Raw genomic sequence first — 15,929 nt, 5'->3', positions numbered from 1 at the left:
AAATTTCAATTTGGCGCATGATCCTTTCCGAAGATCGAATCCGATCTTCGGGGTCATGCGCGTGCTCACGGACCTGAATGTCCGCTGCGCTCCGGTTCTCGAAAGTCACACCGGCTGACTCACCGGAGCGAGTTTCAATCCGGGCTTCGTCGACGCTCGGCTCACACCGTCTTCATCCATTTCGCCAGGCGATGCGCCGCTTCGTCGAGCTGATCGAGGCGGCGGTGGAAGCATAGCCTGAGGAAAGCCTCGCCGCCGGGCCCGAAGGCCGTGCCGGGCGCCAGGCCGACATTGGCGTTGTCGACGATGTCGAAGGCGGCTTTTCGAGCATCGGTGAGGCCGTCGACCCTGAAGAACAGGTAGAAGGCGCCCTGCGGCACGGTGAACCGCGCCTTGCCGGTTTCGCCGAGAATGCCGCAGACGAGATCGCGGGCGGCATGCGCGCGCTCCACCTGTTCGGCGATGAAGCCATCACCCTCGTCGAGGGCGGCGACCGCGCCGCGCTGCATGAACTGGGCGACGCCCGAGGTCGAGTACTGGATCAGGTTTTCGAACACCTGCTGCAAGGCAGGATGGGTCTTGATCCAGCCGACGCGCCAGCCGGTCATCGCCCAGTTCTTGGAAAAGCTGTTGACGAACAGGATGCGGTCCTCGGGCGTGGCGACGTCGAGGAAGGACGGCGCGCGGCCATGGCCGTAGTGGAACAGCGAATAGATCTCGTCGGCGATGATCCACAAGCCCTTCCGGCGGGCGAGATCGAGGATCGCCTGGAGCGTCTCCCTGTCGGCGGTCCAGCCGGTCGGGTTGGACGGCGTGTTGATGAACAGCAGCTTCGTGCGCGGCGTGATCGCGGAGGCGATCTTGTCGACGTCGCAGGACCATCCATTGCCGGACTGGTCGAGGGTGACCGGCACCGGCACGGCGCCCGCCACGCCGGCGGCCGCGGCGAAGTTCGGCCAGGCGGGCGAGAGGTAGATCACCTCGTCGCCGCCGCCGGCGATCGCGTCGATGGCCAGTTGGATGGCATGCATGCCGGATCCGGTGACGATGAACTCCTCCTCGGCGAAGGTCTTGCCGAAATGCCTGGCGTAGTAGCGGGCGAGCGCCTGTCTGAGCGCGGGGATGCCCTTCTGCCAGGTGTAGAACGTCTCGCCGTCGGCCAGTCCTTTCGCGGCAGCATCGCTGATGAAGGAAGGCGTCGGCAGGTCGCCCTCGCCGGCCCAGAGCGGGATCAGGCCTTCGCGCAGGCGGCCATGATTGATGACGGCGACGATGCCGCTTTCGGGCGCGGCGCGGGCTTCCGCGCGCAAGGTCTCGATAAGGGTCATTGGCAAAATCCGGATTCGTCTGGTCAGCGCTCTTACCAGATAGGCAAACGGAAAACCCCGGCCGCAAGCGGCCGGGGTTTTGGTCCAGGGCGCCGGCTCTGTGTTATTTCTTGGCGAGCAGGTCGCGGATTTCGGTCAGAAGCTGCACGTCGGCCGGCGGCGGGGCCGCGGCAGCGGCAGGCTTCTCGCGCTCCAGCCGCTTGCGCAGGTTGTTCACCGCCTTGACCATCAGAAAGATGATGAAGGCAAGGATCAGGAAATTCAGCACGACCGTGATGAATGAACCATAGGCGAAGACCGCGCCCTCTTTCTTGGCATCGGCCAGCGTGGCCGAATGGACATTCGAGGACAGCCCGAAGAAGTAATTGTTGAAGTCCAATCCGCCGAAAATCGCGCCGACGATCGGCATGATGATGTCGTTGACCAAGGAATCGACGATCTTGCCGAACGCCGCGCCGATGATGACGCCGACGGCCAAGTCCATCACATTGCCCTTGGAAATGAATTCCTGGAATTCTTTCAGCATTCGACCCTCCGTGACGGACCGCGCTGCCGCCTCACCAGTGTCCTTCGGCGCCGGCCCGGGCCCACCATAACAAAAACCCCCGGTTGCAAAACCGGAAAAARGGCAAAAGCACCGGTTTGTGTTTCCACAGCGTCATCAAGCACATATGCGGCGAAAGCCGCGATGGACTCACGGTGGGAGCTGTGATTGCGTGGTAGAAACCGGATGAGGAACCGGGGTTAAGTCAAGAAACAGAGCATGGTGTCGCCCGAAAACCGCTTCACACTTTTCGGCATCATGCTGTAGGAGGAAGTGCGGACCGTGCAAGGCTGGTTCGTCGTCATCATCGCGATCGCCTATGTGACGCTGCTTTTCGCCATCGCCAGCGTCGGCGACCGGCGCTCGGTGGCAGCCGGGCTCGGACGGGCCCGGCCCTTCATCTATGCGCTCAGCCTCGCCATCTACTGCACCTCCTGGACCTTCTTCGGTTCGGTCGGCCTGTCCTCCGAGCGCGGCCTCGAATTCCTCGGCATCTATACCGGTCCGGTGCTGGTGTTCGTGTTCGGCTTCCCGCTGCTCAACCGCATGATCCGGCTGGCAAAGAGCGAGAAGATCACCTCGATCGCCGACTTCCTCGGCGCCCGCTACGGCAAGAGCTTCACCGTAGCGGCGATTGCGACGCTGATCGCCACCATCGGCGCGGTGCCCTATATCGCGCTGCAGCTCAAGGCGATCTCGGGTTCCGTCAGCCTGATGGTCGAGCACTATACCGGCTCGCCGCCCTCTTTCGATCCGTTCGTCAGCGATATCTCGCTGGTGGTGGCGATGCTTTTGGCGCTTTTCGCGGTGCTGTTCGGCACACGCCATGCCGACGCCACGGAACACCAGGACGGGCTGGTTCTGGCGGTGGCGGTCGAGACGGTGGTCAAGCTCGCCGCCTTCCTCGCCATCGGCCTGATGGTGACTTTTCTCATCTTCGGCGGCCCGGGCGACATGATGACGACGCTCTCGGGCAACGGTCAGGTGCGCAAGGCAATGGGCTACAACACCTCTCTGGCCACCTGGCTGGTGCTGACGACCTTGAGCGGCTTCGCCATCCTGATGCTGCCGCGGCAGTTCTACGTCACCATCGTCGAGAACCGCAGCGAGGTGGAGCTGCGCACGGCGACCTGGGTGTTTCCGCTCTACCTCGTGGCGATCAACCTCTTCGTGCTGCCGATCGCCTTTGCCGGCCTGTCGCTGGTCGGCACCAAGACCAGCAGCGATCTCTATGTTTTGTCGCTGCCGCTGCTCAGCGGGCATGATCTTTTAGCGATGGCCGCCTTCGTCGGCGGCCTGTCGGCGGCGACCGCCATGGTGATCGTCGAGAGCGTCGCGCTGTCGATCATGATCTCCAACGATCTCGTCATCCCGCTGTTCGTGCGGCGCGTGCTCAAGACGAGTTCCTCGGAGAACGAGGACTGGTCGACGCTGATCCTCAATGTGCGCCGCGCCTCGATCTTCATCCTGCTGTTCATCGCCTTCCTCTACTACCGCGAGAGCACCAACAGCGCGCGGCTGTCCTCGATCGGCCTGATGTCATTTGCCGCGATTGCGCAATTCGCGCCGGCGTTGGTCGGCGGGCTGATCTGGCGCCGCGCCAATGGCCGGGGCGCAGCCCTCGGCATGGTCGCAGGCATCGCCGTCTGGGGCTACACGCTGCTCTTGCCTTCACTCGTCGGTCCCTCTACCGACATCGTCGTCCATGGCCTGTTCGGCTTCGAGGCACTGAGGCCGCAGGCGCTGTTCGGCACCGTCGGCGAACCGCTGAACCACGGCGTGCTGTGGAGCCTCTCGGTCAACGCGCTGTTCTTCGTCCTTGGGTCCCTCTCCCGCGCATCGGTGCCGCTGGAGCGCATCCAGGCGGCGATCTTCGTGCCGCGCGAGGCCGGCCCGATGCCCAGCCTGCGCCGCTTCCGCACCGCCGTCACCGTCAACGACCTGAAGGATACGATTTCGCGCTATCTCGGGGTCGAGCGCACGGAGCGGTCGTTCCAATCCTTCGAGCGGGACGCGAAAGTCTCCCTGCTCGGCACCGAACAGGCCAGCATGGATGTCATCCGCTTCTCGGAGCAGCTGTTGGCGAGCGCCGTCGGCTCGTCCTCGGCGCGGCTGATCCTGTCGCTGCTCTTCCGCCGCAACGACCGCGATTCCAAGGATGCCTTCAAGCTGCTCGACGACGCCACCGAGGCGCTGCAGCACAATCGCGACCTGCTGCAGATTGCGCTCGACCAGATGGAGCAAGGCATCACCGTCTTCGATCGCGATTTCCGGCTGATCTGCTGGAACCGGCAATACCGGCTGCTGTTCGACCTGCCGGACGAGATGGGCCAGGTCGGCGTCTCGCTCGACCGGATCCTTCATCACCTCGCCGAGCGCGGCGATATTCCCGCCGACCAGCGCGTGACGATGCTCAACCGGCTGACCAGCTTCGCCGGCCCATGGCAGATGGAGCTGAAGACCAGCGGCCGTATCCTGGAGCTGCGCTCCAACCCGATGCCCGACGGCGGCATCGTCGCCACCTATGCAGACATTTCCGGCCGCGTCGAACAGGATCTGGCGCTGAAACGGGCCAATGAATCGCTGGAGCAGCGGGTCAAGACCCGCACCATCGAACTCACCCGCGTCAACGAGGAGCTGGCGCAGGCGCAGATGCTGGCCGAGGAAGCCAATCTCGGCAAGACGCGCTTCCTCGCCGCCGCCGGCCACGACATCCTGCAGCCGCTGAACGCCGCCCGGCTCTATTGCTCGTCGCTGATCGAGAAGGCCGGCAAGGGACCGGCCGGCAAGGCCGCGATCAACATCGAATCCTCGCTGGAATCGGTCGAGACCATCCTCGGCGCGGTGCTCGACATCTCGCGGCTCGACGCCGGCGCCATGAAACCCGAAAACACCGCTTTCGACCTCGGCGGACTGCTCGGCCAGATCGGCAATGATTTTCGCCCGCTCGCGGCCGAAAAGAAGCTCGATCTGAAGATCGTGCCGTCGTCGCTCGGCGTCATGACCGACCGTAATCTTTTGCGCCGGCTGATCCAGAACCTGGTGTCGAACGCCATCAAATATACGCGCGAGGGCCGTATCCTTGTCGGCGTGCGGCGCCGCGGCGAGCTGGCGGAGATCCAGGTGATCGACACCGGCATCGGCATCGCCGGCGACAAGCTCAACACCGTCTTCCATGAGTTCACGCGCCTCGACGAGGGCGCGCGCGAGGCCGAGGGGCTCGGCCTCGGTCTTTCGATCGTCGACCGCATCGCCCGCGTTCTGAGGCTCGAGATCCGCATCTACTCCAATCCCGGCAAGGGCACGCGCTTTTCCGTCATCCTGCCGGTCGCGTCGGTCGCCGCGCCGCCACGCGAGGCCGGCAAGGCGCCGGCCCGCTCGGCCTCGACGCTTGCGGGCTTGAATGTGCTTTGCATCGACAATGACGCGCGCATCCTCGACGGCATGCGGCTGCTGCTCGAAGGCTGGGGCTGCCGCGTCGAGACGGCTTCGGGATCAGGCGATCTCCTGAAATCCGGCGCGCCGAAGCCGGACCTCGTGCTGGCAGACTATCATCTCGACGGCGGCACCGGACTCGACGCGATCGCCACGCTGCGCGCCGCCTACGGCCAGGACCTGCCTTGCGTGCTCGTCACCGCCGACCGCTCCAGCGAGGTGCGCACGGCCGCCGGCCGGCTCGACATTCCGGTGATCAACAAGCCGCTGAAGCCGGCCGTGCTGCGCTCGATGATGGCGCGCGTCAGGCCGCTGGCGCCGGCGGCGGAGTAGCGCCCAGTCTCAGCTGCGATGGCCGAGGCTTCGGAGATAGGCGCAGAACATGTCGGCGAGCGCATCGGAATAGGCTTCGATCTCGCCGGCCGTTCGTTCCTTTTCAGAGAAATCCGCTCCCACGGCGCTCAGCGTCTTCATGATCAACTCGCCGGTCATGGCGCGAGCAGCCGCTGAAACATCGGGCAGCACTTCCCACAGGAAGGTCTCGACCGTGCGGTTGGCCGTGGCTTTCGCCTCCTGCGCCTCCGGCGCGTCGCGATAAAGCGGCGCGGCGTCGTTCAGCGCGCCGCGCACCGCCGCTTCCTCGCATTCCGAGCGGATGAAACCATGGACCAGCGTTCTTATCCGCTCGAGCGGCGATAGCTCGATGTCTTCGAGGATGCCGCACAAAAGCTCGGTCGTCTGGCGCCATTCGTCGCTCTGGAGCCGGAACAGCAGCGCCGCCTTGTTCGGGAAATACTGGTAGAGCGAGCCGACGCTGACGCCGGCTTTTTCCGCCACGCGCGTGGTGGTGAAACGCTGGGCGCCTTCAGCAGCCAAAACCTGAGCAGCCGCCTGCAGAATGGCCGCGACGAGCTCCGTGGCGCGCGCCTGTTTGGGCTGTTTTCGGGTGGAAATTGAAGGGCTTGGGCGAATGATCACGGACGCGCTCGGGAATGCGAATTGGAAACCTGAAGGATTATTCGTATTTTTCGATGCAACACAAGAACCGCCCGGAGACAGTGATGACGACCCTGACCGAAACCCCTTTGGCCCCGCTGCTCGCCCGCCTGCTCAAGGGAGCCGATGCGGCGACCAGCCCGGCGATCGCCCGGTACTCGCGCGAGGAACGGACGCGCCTCATTCACAGYAAGACCGAGTATCGCCAGTTCTACGGCAGCCTGAAGGACCTGTGGCTCGCGGTCTCACCGGAGACCGGCACGCTGCTCTACATGCTGGCGCGCAGCACCGGCGCGCGCATCATCGTCGAATTCGGCACCTCGTTCGGCATCTCGACGCTCTATCTCGCCGCGGCGCTGCGCGACAATGGCGGCGGCCGCCTGATCACGACGGAATTCGAGCCGTCGAAGGTGGTGCGGGCCAAGTCCAACCTGACCGAAGGCGGCCTCATCGACCTGGTGGAGATCCGCGAGGGCGACGCGCTGGAAACGCTGAGCAAGGACCTGCCCGACCGGATAGACCTGTTGCTGCTCGACGGCGCCAAGGCGCTCTATCCGGAGATATTGAGCCTGGTCGAGAGCCGGCTCAGGCCCGGAGCGCTGGTCATCGCCGACAATGCCGACTTCTCGCCCGACTATCTTGAACGGGTGCGCGCGCCGGCCGGAGGCTACATGTCGACGCCGTTCGGCGACGACGTCGAGTTGTCGATGCGGCTCAACTGAACACGCTCCAACACAGACCATGCTGCTCTTCGGATGGTCGTAGGCGTTCACGTCAACCAACGCGCAAGCCGGCGGCTTCAGATAGGGCTGTCGGCCATTTGCGAGTTGCGGAAGCGGGGACGCGCGCCGCTGGCGGTCGGACGATGCTCGCGAAACGCCATGGCGAGGGTGCGCAACGCATCGCGCGACTGGGCGTCGGAGAGCGTGGACAACAGCACGATCTCCGATGCCGGCAGCGGCGGCAGGCCGAATTTGCGGCTGATCTCGATCGTRCCGGGCGGAACCAGGCGAGACGAGAAGGCGCCGGCGGCAAGGCCCGCCGACACGGCCTCCGCAACCGCGAAGGAGCCACAGCCCAGGAAGACTTGTGTCCACGGTATGCCGACCGCATCGAGCGCGCCGGTGACAACATCGCGGATGCTGCACGACGGCGAGGAGGCGGCCAGCCGCAGCGGCTCGCCTGCGCGGTAGACGAAGTCCGGCGTCGCGTACCAGCCGAAATGCTCGGGCGCCAATACCTCGCCGTCGCGACGGTCGTCCCCACGCCGCACGATCGCCGCATCGAGATCGCCGCGATCGAAGGCGGCTAGCAGCTCGCGTGTGTCGTCAAGCCTGACCTCGATGGTTAGCGCCGGATCATGGGCGCTGAGCCGCGCCAGCAAGGTCGGCACCTCGGCGCCGCCGACATGGGTGGCGATGCCGAGCCGGAAATGGCGGCGGACAGCGGTGAGGCTGGCGACGGCGCGGTCATGCGCGGCGAGCAGCTCGCGCGCCGGCTCCAGGAACACCGCGCCGCGCGCCGAAAGCCGCACCAGCCGCGGCGTCCGCTCGATCAGTCTTTCGCCGATCCGATCCTCCAGCCGCTTCAGCTTGACGCTGATCGCGCCCTGGGTGCTGCCGAGAGCCTCGGCGGCGCGCGTGAAGCTGCGCAGGTCGGCGACGGTGACGAAGGCTCTTACCGCATCTACGTCCAGCGTCATGTCAGCCATCCTGTTTTGTTGTTACTGAAATAGCCAACCATGCAATTCTAAAATGATCAAGCCTCCCCTAACTTGAGTTAGCGCGCAGCGGCAAAGAGCCATCCGATTTCGCCCTGCCTCAAGCAATCCGAGACCAAGAAATTCGAGAGGTTTGATCATGGCACCTGTCCTCACCCGCCGGGGCATCGTCGTTCTGTTCGCCGCCTGTCTTGCCTGCCTGATGTTCGGGCTGGAGATATCGAGCGTCCCGACCGTGCTGCCGACACTGGAACAAGTGCTCGATGCGGACTTCAGGCAACTGCAATGGGTGATGAATGCCTATACGATCGCCGTCACGAGCGTGCTGATGGCGGTCGGCACCATTGCGGATCGTTATGGACGCAAGCGCGTCTTCCTGGTCTCGATCGCCGCCTTCGGCCTCACCTCGCTGATCTGCGGCCTGGCGGGCAACGTCTCRACACTGATCGTGGCGCGGTTTCTGCAAGGGTTGAGCGGCGGCGCGATGCTGATCTGCCAGCTCGCCGTGCTGTCGCATGAATTCCAGGAAGGGCGTGAGCGCGCGGTCGCCTGGGGCTGGTGGGGCGTCATCTTCGGCATCGGCCTCGGCTTCGGTCCGATCGTCGGCGGCGGCATCGTCGCCGTCTCAAGCTGGCAGTGGGTGTTCCTCATCCATGTGGCGGTTGCGGTCGTCGCTTTCCTGCTTGCGCTCACCGGCGTCCATGAATCGAGGGACCCGCAAGCAGGCAGGCTGGACCTCGCCGGTATCCTGACCTTGTCGCCTGCCGTCTTCTGCCTCGTCTTCACCATCACGCAGGGACCGGAGCTAGGCTTCACCCGCCCGGCCGCGCTGGCGATCCTTTGCCTTTCGATCGCGAGCTTCGTGGCGTTCCTCATTGCCGAAAGGGTCAGCGAAAGGCCGATGTTCGACTTTTCGGTCTTTCGCATCCGCCCGTTTTCCGGCGCAATCGTCGGCTCGGCGGCGATGAATATCAGCTACTGGCCGTTCATGATCTATCTGCCGATCTGGTTCCATGCCGGCCTTGGCCTGGACAGCTTCGCCACCGGCCTCGCGTTGCTCGCCTACACGCTGCCGACGCTGGTCATGCCGCCTTTGGCCGAGCGGTTGTCGCTGCGCTACCGACCCGGCGTCATCATCCCGGCGGGGCTGGCGATCATCGGCATCGGCTTCTTCCTGATGAAGTGGGGAAGCGCCGCGACCCATGCCAGCTGGCTGACCATGCTGCCGGGCAGTCTGATCGCTGGCGCCGGCCTCGGCATCACCAACACGCCGGTCACCAACACGAGCACCGGCTCGGTTTCGCGCAACCGCGCCGGGATGGCGTCCGGCATCGACATGAGCGCGCGCATGATCTCGCTTGCCGTGAACATCGCGGTGATGGGCTTCATCCTGGCGAGCGGTGTGCTCGCGCATCTCATCGCGGCGCTGCCCGATCTCGATGGTGCAAGGCTCAACCAGCTCGCCGAGGCGATCGCGGCCGGCAATCCGGCGCCGGGGCTGCCGGACAAGGTCGCGCATGACGCGCTGGCGAACGGCTTTGGCTGGGTGATGCTTTACGGCGGCATCGGCGTATGGATCATGGCGGCGATCGGCTTTGCCGTCTTCAAGGCGCGACCGGCGCGGCAGGAGGCGGCTCAGCGCCTGGACTGAACCGGAGCGATCAGCCCACCGGCTGCAGCGGGTCATTGCCGATCTTGGAGAGCTGGATGACCGCTTGGGTGCGGCTGTCGACGCCGAGCTTCTGCAGGATCGCCGAGACATGCGCCTTGATGGTGGCCTCGGACACGCCGAGCTCATAGGCGATCTGTTTGTTGAGCAGGCCCTCCGCCAGCATGCCGAGCACCCGCGTCTGCTGCGGCGTCAGGGCCTGCAGGCGCTTGATGAGATCGGAGATTTCCGGGTCGCGCTCGATGCCGAGCTCGATGCCGGCGGGCGCCGCGATATCGCCGGCAAGCACCGCCTGCACGGCGGCGCGGATCTCTTCCATGCTGGCCGATTTGGAGATGAAGCCGGAAGCGCCGAGATCGAGCGCGCGGCGGATGGTGACGGGATCGTCATGTGCCGAGACCACCACAAGCGGCACCGCCGGATGGATGCCGCGCAGCGAGATCAGGCCGGAGAGCCCGCTGGCGCCCGGCATCGACAGGTCGAGCAGAACCATGTCGATATCCTCGTTGGCGAGCACCAGCGCCTTGGCGCTTTCGAAATCGCCGGCTTCGTGGATGGCGGCAACGTCGCCGATGCCGGCCAGCGCCTCCTTCAGCGCGCCGCGAAAAAGCGGATGGTCGTCGGCAATGACGAAGGTGTGGCCCGACGGCAAATAGTCCTCCCCCGATCCCATCATCATTTTCGTGCTTCTTGCGGGGACCGGAATGATTATGCGGCGGCGCGGCGCGTTTTCAAGCGGCAAAGGCCGCGCACGGAGTTTTCCCCAACGGTTCGGCTCCCGTTTTGCGCAATTCCGGACGGAAAACCGCCGTGCACTTTTCCTGGAATCGCGCCCCGGTTCAGGTTTTCTGGTTCAGCTTGCCGCCGTCACCGTCTTCCTTGTCCATGTCCTTGACGATGTCCTTGAAGGTCCGGAAGAACTGCTCCATGTAACCCATCGTCTTGTTGAAATCCTCCTGGCTCGGCAGTTGCGATTCCAGCCGGGCTGAGAGCGAATTCTCGAGCTTGGCGACGCGCGCGTCGAGCGCCTTGACCGAATTGTCCAGCCGGTCGATCTCGTCCTGATAAGCGGCGCGCTCGTCGGCGGCCATCTTGCAGACAAGCTGACCGGTGCGCTCCTCGCAGATCGACATGGCGCCGGTCCTTGTGTCCATGCGGACATAACCGTTGGCCGACTTCTCCAAACGGTAGTGATCGGTCTCCTCGGAATAGGCGGAAGCGGCAACCAGCGAGCAAAGCGCCGCGGGGATCAGGATGTGCTGCAGACGCATATTATCCTCCATGAGCCAGTGAAGGCCGGCTATCACAGGTTTGCGCCGGAAATGGGGAAGAGTCGAGCCTCAAGCCTTCCCCGCACCTTCGGTTCGGATTATAGCGCGACAATGTCTCAGATTATCTACAAGATCGCGCCCGAGGCGCTGTGGCGCGAAGCCGAGAAGAACGGGCGCTTCACCGGCGCGCCGATCGACATCGCCGACGGCTTCATCCATTTCTCCACGGCCGGCCAAGTTCGCGAGACGGCAGCCAGGCATTTCGCCGGGCAGACGGGCCTGCTGCTGATCGCGATCGACGCGGCCAAGCTGGGCGGTGCGCTGAAATACGAGGTGTCGCGAGGCGGCGCCCTGTTCCCGCATCTCTACGCCGAGCTCGGCCTCGATGCCGTCCTCTGGATGAAGCCGCTGCCGCTCGGCGCCAATGGCCACGAATTCCCGGCGCTGGAGGGCGAATGAGCGTGCTCGACCGGATCGGCCAGAAGCTGCTTTTCTCCTTCGATCCGGAAACCGCGCATGGCCTGTCGATCGCGGCGTTGCGGTGCGGGCTTCCAGTCGGTGCGACGGCGCCGCGCGACGCGCGGCTCGAGATCAATCTCTGCGGCCTCGACTTCCCGAACCCGCTCGGCATGGCCGCCGGCTACGACAAGAACGCCGAAGTGCCGGACGCCCTGCTTGGGCTTGGCTTCGGCTTTGCCGAGGTGGGCACCATCACGCCGCTGCCGCAGCCCGGCAATCCGAAGCCGCGCATCTTCCGGCTGACGGCGGACGAAGCGGTGATCAACCGGCTGGGCTTCAACAATGAGGGCCACGCGGCCGCCGAAAAGCGGCTTGCCGCGCGCAAGGGGCGGCCGGGCATCGTCGGCGTCAACATCGGCGCCAACAAGGACAGCGCCGACCGCATCGGCGACTATGAGCGCGGCGTCGCCCGCTTCGCGGCGCATGCCAGCTATCTCACCGTCAACATCTCCTCGCCCAACACGCCGGGCCTGCGCAACATGCAGGCGCGCGAGCAGCTTGGCGAATTGCTGTCACGGGTGATGGCCGCGCGTGCCGCAGCCTCTGCCCAGCCGCCTGTCTTCCTCAAGATCGCGCCGGACCTCGTCGAAGCGGAGCTGGAAGACATCGCCGCGGAGGTCGCCGAGAAGAAGATCGATGGCGTCATCGTCTCCAACACGACGCTGGCGCGGACCGGGTTACGGAGTTCAGGGCTGGCCAATGAAACCGGCGGCCTTTCGGGCAAGCCGCTGTTCGAGCGTTCCACCGCGGTGCTCGCCCGCATGCGGAAGCTGCTCGGCCCGCGGATAGCGATCATCGGCGTCGGCGGCGTCGACTCCACCGAGGCCGCATTGGAAAAGATCCGCGCCGGCGCCGACCTCGTCCAGCTTTACACCGGCATGATCTATGCCGGACCGGCGCTGCCCGGGCGCATCGTCGCCGGCATGGCGCGCTTCGTGGAGACGGAGCGGGTTGGGTCGATCCGCGATCTGCGCGATTCCGCTTGTGAGCGCTGGGCTGCAAAGCCGATCAGCTGAACGCCGTGCGTACCCTGAGCCTCAGCACCGCAAGCAAACTCACCCCCCGCACCAGCAGGAAGACATGCAGCGACGCCCACAGGCCGTTGTTGCCGAAGGCCGGCGCCAGGGTGAGCAGCGCGGCGCTGAAGGCGAGGAAGGACAACAGCATCATGTTGCGCATGTCGCGCGACCAGGTGGCGCCGATGAAGACGCCGTCCATCTGGAAGGCGAGCACGCCGCTCAGCGCCGTGAAGGCGGCCCAGGGCAGATAAATGTCGGCGACCGCGCGGACCTCCGGCGACGTCGTCACCAGCGCCACCAGACCGGCGCCGGCGGTCAGCAGGATGAGCGTGGCGATACCGGCAAGGCCAAAACCCCAGATCAGCGTCAGCCGCACCGCCTGCCGGAACGGGGCAGGCGCATGCGCGCCGATGGCGCGGCCGGCCAGCTGCTCGGCGGCGGTGGCGAAGCCGTCGAGGAAATAGCCGGCGATCAGGAAGAAATTCATCAGCACGGCGTTGGCGGCAAGCGTCACCGTGCCGAACTGCGCACCCTGCCTGGTGAACAGCGCGAAAGCGGCAAGCAGCGAGAAGGAGCGGATCATGATGTCGCGGTTGAGCGACAGCATGCGCCGGTAGGCCGGCAGATCCAGGATGCGCCGGCGCGAGGGCCGCTCCAGCTTGCGGAAACGGTTGAGCACGATTGCCAAGCCAAGCAGCATGGCCAGGAACTCGCCGGTGACGGTCGCCCAGGCGACGCCGGCGACGCCCCAGCCGAGCTCGAGGCCGAGCAGGAAACAGAGCACAATGTTGATGCCGTTGAGCACGGCCTGCAGCATCAGGCCGAGCCCGCCTTCGCCGCGCCCCAGCACATAGCCCAGTATGGCGTAGTTGATCAGCGAGAAGGGCGCTGCCAGCAGCCTGATGCGGATATAGACCGACATCGCCGCGCTGACGCGCGGCTCGGCGCCCATGAACCATTGGCCGGCAACGGCAAAGAACGGCGAAAGGGCGGCAAGGATGACGCCCGCGACGACCGCGATCAGCACGGCGCGCCAGAGCACCGCCTGTTCTTCCAGCGCATCGCCGCGTCCGAGGGCCTGGGCGACAAGACCGGTGGTGCCCGAACGCAGGAAGTTGAAGGTGGTGAAGACGACGTCGAAGACCAGCGATCCCGCCGCCAGGCCGCCAAGCAGCGCCGCGTCGCCGAACTGGCCGACGACCGCGGTGTCGACGATGCCGAGCAGCGGCGTCGTCAGATAGGCGAGCGTCATCGGCACGGCGATCGCCAGCACCGAGCGATTGGTGACGGCGAAGGACCTGGGGTTGGCTTCAGTCGCWTCCAAGGGATTGCTGCCTGTTCGATTGCGGCTTGATCGAGGACCCGATGTGCCCCAGTTTGCCGGCCTCGCGCAACCACATCCGCCAGACTGCCAACCGAATTTCAGACTTGGCTCAGGCCTCCCGATCMATGCCGCTGCAGATCGTCCATCACCCCGACTATGACGCCGGCTTCGCCGTCAACCATCGCTTTCCGATGAGCAAATATCCGCTGTTGATGGAGGCTTTGCGCATGCGCGGGCTGGCCGTGCCGGAAGCGCTCTCGATGCCGGAACCGGCGCCGGCTGCACGGCTGAAGCTTGCGCATGCGGCCGACTATGTCGATCAGGTAATCGCCTGCCAGGTGCCGGAGAAGATAGAGCGCGAGATCGGCTTTCCGATCGGCCCGCGCGTGTCGCTCAGGGCGCAGCTCGCCACCGCCGGCACAGTGCTTGCCGCCAGGCTGGCGCTTGAACACGGCATCGCCTGCAACGCCGCCGGCGGCAGCCATCATGCCAGGCGCGCGCAAGGCGCCGGCTTCTGCACCTTCAACGATGTCGCCGTCGCCTCGCTGGCGCTGCTTGCCGAAGGCGCAATCGAAAACGTGTTGGTCGTCGACCTGGACGTGCATCAGGGCGACGGCACGGCGGACATTCTCAAGGACGAACCGCGCGCGTTCACCTTTTCCATGCATGGCGAGCGCAACTACCCGGTGCGCAAGATCGCTTCGGACCTCGACATCGCCTTGCCGGACGGTACCGGCGACGACGCCTATCTCGAGCGGCTCGCCGGCGTCCTGCCGGAACTATCCGGGCAAAGGCATTGGGATATCGTCTTCTACAATGCCGGCGTGGATGTGCATGCCGAAGACAGGCTCGGCCGGCTGGCGCTGAGCGATGATGGCCTCAGCGCCCGCGAAGACATGGTCATCGGCCATTTCCGCAAGCAGGGCGTGCCGCTGTGCGGCGTCATCGGCGGCGGCTATTCCACCGACGTGCCGGCGCTGGCCGCGCGCCACGCCATATTGTTCGAGGTGGCGTCGCTATATGCGTGATCCTGGTCCCAGCTACTTCCTGTAGCTGGCGATCCGAAGCAGGATGAACACCGGCACGACGATCGCCGCGCCGAGCAGGATATAGCCCAGGAAGCGGTCGATGGCGTGGAAGCCRAGATTCCACAAATCGACGAAGAACTGGCGGATGCCATAGAGGACRTCCATCGGCGACCAGCCGAAGGCATGCATGACGAGGCCGACGAGGAAGGAGACCACGAGCAGCTTCAGGAACACCCTGAGCGGCGTGTCGCCAAGAAAGCGCGTCAGTGCGGACAAGGCCATTCTCCGGTTCGAGCCGCCCGATTCGGCGGCGCGATATCAGAGATACGCATTCCGCCGAAAGGCATCAAGCAATGGAGCCGCCTGCTCCGCTTTGCCGATTGCCTGAGGCGGCGCCATCATGGTAACGAGGCTGCTGCGCGGGTATGATGTAATGGTAGCCTGTCAGCTTCCCAAGCTGAACGCGCGGGTTCGATTCCCGCTACCCGCTCCAGCTTGCCAGACAGGATTTGCGCCTCTTATTTGGGCGCTTCCGTGCTCCAGCCTGCCTCCGGCTTGACCACGGCGGTCTCGTGCTTTTCCTGCCAGCCGTCTATACCGGCGGGGAACCAGCCGACATTGGTATAGCCTTTCATCACCAGCCGCTTGCCGACGTTCCAACTGCCCCAGCATTGCGGGCGGCAGAAGGTCACGATCGGCCTGCGCTTGTCCTTCTGCGTCAGTGCCTCGATGCGGCGATAGAACATCTTCTCTTGCGCATCCTCCAGAGAGGCCGCTCCGGCGCCCGGCATCCACACCGCCCCGGGCATTGAACGATGGGTTGGAAGCCACAGCCCGTCCTTGGGGAAATCGTCCGGCTTCCTGTCGGCCGGCCCCACATCGAGCAGGAGCGGCTTACTGGCCATGAGCACCTCGAGGCCGGCGAGGTCGAGCACCCTTGCGCCTGAGAGCGTTTCCGGCGTCTCGCCGTGCATCGGCCCACTCCACAAGCCGCTAGGCTCGGGCACAGGGTCGGCAACGGCCATGTTCGAGAAGAGCGCGACCACGGCAACGACGGCCGCCATCCTGGCAATTTC

The 15,929-nt window shown here is 65.1% G+C and carries 15 protein-coding genes and 1 tRNA gene; 7 read left to right on the top strand and 9 right to left on the bottom strand.

Annotation, left to right across the window (positions count from 1 at the left end; all coding sequences use genetic code 11):
* Positions 1-161: 161 nt before the first annotated feature.
* Positions 162-1,328 (bottom strand): pyridoxal phosphate-dependent aminotransferase, encoded by a 1,167-nt coding sequence (locus LCM4577_RS14515; RefSeq protein ID WP_071071884.1) that lies wholly within the window; start codon positions 1,326-1,328, stop codon positions 162-164.
* A gap of 103 nt (positions 1,329-1,431) precedes the next feature.
* Positions 1,432-1,854, bottom strand: coding sequence for a large conductance mechanosensitive channel protein MscL (gene mscL, locus LCM4577_RS14510; RefSeq protein ID WP_040985845.1), 423 nt, complete (start codon positions 1,852-1,854; stop codon positions 1,432-1,434).
* A 300-nt stretch (positions 1,855-2,154) separates the two neighbouring features.
* Here mscL and LCM4577_RS14505 point away from each other — a divergent pair, with 300 nt between their 5' ends.
* Positions 2,155-5,640 carry a PAS-domain containing protein gene (locus LCM4577_RS14505; protein WP_071071882.1) on the top strand — a complete coding sequence of 1,162 codons (3,486 nt, stop codon included), beginning with the start codon at positions 2,155-2,157 and terminating at the stop codon, positions 5,638-5,640.
* Between the two features lie 9 nt (positions 5,641-5,649).
* Here LCM4577_RS14505 and LCM4577_RS14500 read toward each other — a convergent pair whose 3' ends face one another.
* Positions 5,650-6,285, bottom strand: a complete 636-nt coding sequence (locus LCM4577_RS14500; RefSeq protein ID WP_071071880.1) for a TetR family transcriptional regulator — start codon at positions 6,283-6,285, stop codon at positions 5,650-5,652.
* A gap of 83 nt (positions 6,286-6,368) precedes the next feature.
* On the opposite strand from LCM4577_RS14500, the gene LCM4577_RS14495 reads away from it, so the two are divergent.
* Positions 6,369-7,025 (top strand): O-methyltransferase, encoded by a 657-nt coding sequence (locus LCM4577_RS14495; RefSeq protein ID WP_071033494.1) that lies wholly within the window; start codon positions 6,369-6,371, stop codon positions 7,023-7,025.
* Between the two features lie 77 nt (positions 7,026-7,102).
* Here the strand turns inward: LCM4577_RS14495 and LCM4577_RS14490 are convergent, their stop codons facing one another.
* Positions 7,103-8,014 (bottom strand): LysR family transcriptional regulator, encoded by a 912-nt coding sequence (locus tag LCM4577_RS14490; RefSeq protein WP_071071878.1) that lies wholly within the window; start codon positions 8,012-8,014, stop codon positions 7,103-7,105.
* Between the two features lie 148 nt (positions 8,015-8,162).
* Here LCM4577_RS14490 and LCM4577_RS14485 point away from each other — a divergent pair, with 148 nt between their 5' ends.
* Positions 8,163-9,674 carry an MFS transporter gene (locus LCM4577_RS14485; protein WP_071071876.1) on the top strand — a complete coding sequence of 504 codons (1,512 nt, stop codon included), beginning with the start codon at positions 8,163-8,165 and terminating at the stop codon, positions 9,672-9,674.
* Positions 9,675-9,684: 10 nt separating this feature from the next.
* Here LCM4577_RS14485 and LCM4577_RS14480 read toward each other — a convergent pair whose 3' ends face one another.
* Positions 9,685-10,344, bottom strand: coding sequence for a response regulator transcription factor (locus LCM4577_RS14480; protein ID WP_071071898.1), 660 nt, complete (start codon positions 10,342-10,344; stop codon positions 9,685-9,687).
* Between the two features lie 187 nt (positions 10,345-10,531).
* Positions 10,532-10,963: a hypothetical protein gene (locus LCM4577_RS14475; protein ID WP_041002173.1), complete on the bottom strand. Its 432-nt coding sequence runs from the start codon at positions 10,961-10,963 to the stop codon at positions 10,532-10,534.
* A gap of 111 nt (positions 10,964-11,074) precedes the next feature.
* Here LCM4577_RS14475 and LCM4577_RS14470 point away from each other — a divergent pair, with 111 nt between their 5' ends.
* Positions 11,075-11,422 (top strand): DUF952 domain-containing protein, encoded by a 348-nt coding sequence (locus LCM4577_RS14470; RefSeq protein WP_071071875.1) that lies wholly within the window; start codon positions 11,075-11,077, stop codon positions 11,420-11,422.
* Positions 11,419-12,498, top strand: coding sequence for a quinone-dependent dihydroorotate dehydrogenase (locus LCM4577_RS14465; protein ID WP_071071873.1), 1,080 nt, complete (start codon positions 11,419-11,421; stop codon positions 12,496-12,498). The genes LCM4577_RS14470 and LCM4577_RS14465 overlap by 4 nt, the downstream gene beginning before the upstream one ends.
* Here the strand turns inward: LCM4577_RS14465 and LCM4577_RS14460 are convergent.
* Entirely contained in the window at positions 12,491-13,825 is a 1,335-nt protein-coding gene (locus LCM4577_RS14460; protein WP_071071871.1) for an MATE family efflux transporter, read from the bottom strand. The genes LCM4577_RS14465 and LCM4577_RS14460 overlap by 8 nt on opposite strands.
* Positions 13,826-13,950: 125 nt before the next feature.
* Here LCM4577_RS14460 and LCM4577_RS14455 point away from each other — a divergent pair, with 125 nt between their 5' ends.
* Positions 13,951-14,853: a histone deacetylase gene (locus LCM4577_RS14455; protein ID WP_071071869.1), complete on the top strand. Its 903-nt coding sequence runs from the start codon at positions 13,951-13,953 to the stop codon at positions 14,851-14,853.
* A 12-nt stretch (positions 14,854-14,865) separates the two neighbouring features.
* Here LCM4577_RS14455 and LCM4577_RS14450 read toward each other — a convergent pair whose 3' ends face one another.
* Positions 14,866-15,135, bottom strand: coding sequence for a DUF6460 domain-containing protein (locus LCM4577_RS14450; protein ID WP_198540262.1), 270 nt, complete (start codon positions 15,133-15,135; stop codon positions 14,866-14,868).
* A gap of 137 nt (positions 15,136-15,272) precedes the next feature.
* On the opposite strand from LCM4577_RS14450, the gene LCM4577_RS14445 reads away from it, so the two are divergent.
* Positions 15,273-15,346: transfer RNA gene (locus LCM4577_RS14445), tRNA-Gly, on the top strand.
* A 25-nt stretch (positions 15,347-15,371) separates the two neighbouring features.
* Here LCM4577_RS14445 and LCM4577_RS14440 read toward each other — a convergent pair.
* On the bottom strand, positions 15,372-15,917 hold the full coding sequence (locus LCM4577_RS14440; RefSeq protein ID WP_244508325.1) for a rhodanese-like domain-containing protein: 546 nt from the start codon (positions 15,915-15,917) through the stop codon (positions 15,372-15,374).
* Between the last annotated feature and the right edge of the window lie 12 nt (positions 15,918-15,929).

The organism is Mesorhizobium sp. LCM 4577, from assembly GCF_001854795.2.
Lineage (GTDB): Bacteria > Pseudomonadota > Alphaproteobacteria > Rhizobiales > Rhizobiaceae > Mesorhizobium > Mesorhizobium plurifarium.
The sequence above is the reverse complement of the archived record's forward strand: the minus strand, read 5'-3'. Positions and strand labels throughout refer to the sequence as shown.

Excerpts from the sequence above, each read along its gene's own strand:
- LCM4577_RS14515 (WP_071071884.1), bottom strand. The coding sequence starts at position 1,328 with ATGACCCTTATCGAGACCTTGCGCGCGGAAGCCCGCGCCGCGCCCGAA.
- mscL (WP_040985845.1), bottom strand. The coding sequence starts at position 1,854 with ATGCTGAAAGAATTCCAGGAATTCATTTCCAAGGGCAATGTGATGGAC.
- LCM4577_RS14475 (WP_041002173.1), bottom strand. The coding sequence starts at position 10,963 with ATGCGTCTGCAGCACATCCTGATCCCCGCGGCGCTTTGCTCGCTGGTT.
- LCM4577_RS14470 (WP_071071875.1), top strand. The coding sequence starts at position 11,075 with ATGTCTCAGATTATCTACAAGATCGCGCCCGAGGCGCTGTGGCGCGAA.
- LCM4577_RS14465 (WP_071071873.1), top strand. The coding sequence starts at position 11,419 with ATGAGCGTGCTCGACCGGATCGGCCAGAAGCTGCTTTTCTCCTTCGAT.
- LCM4577_RS14455 (WP_071071869.1), top strand. The coding sequence starts at position 13,951 with ATGCCGCTGCAGATCGTCCATCACCCCGACTATGACGCCGGCTTCGCC.
- LCM4577_RS14440 (WP_244508325.1), bottom strand. The coding sequence starts at position 15,917 with ATGGCGGCCGTCGTTGCCGTGGTCGCGCTCTTCTCGAACATGGCCGTT.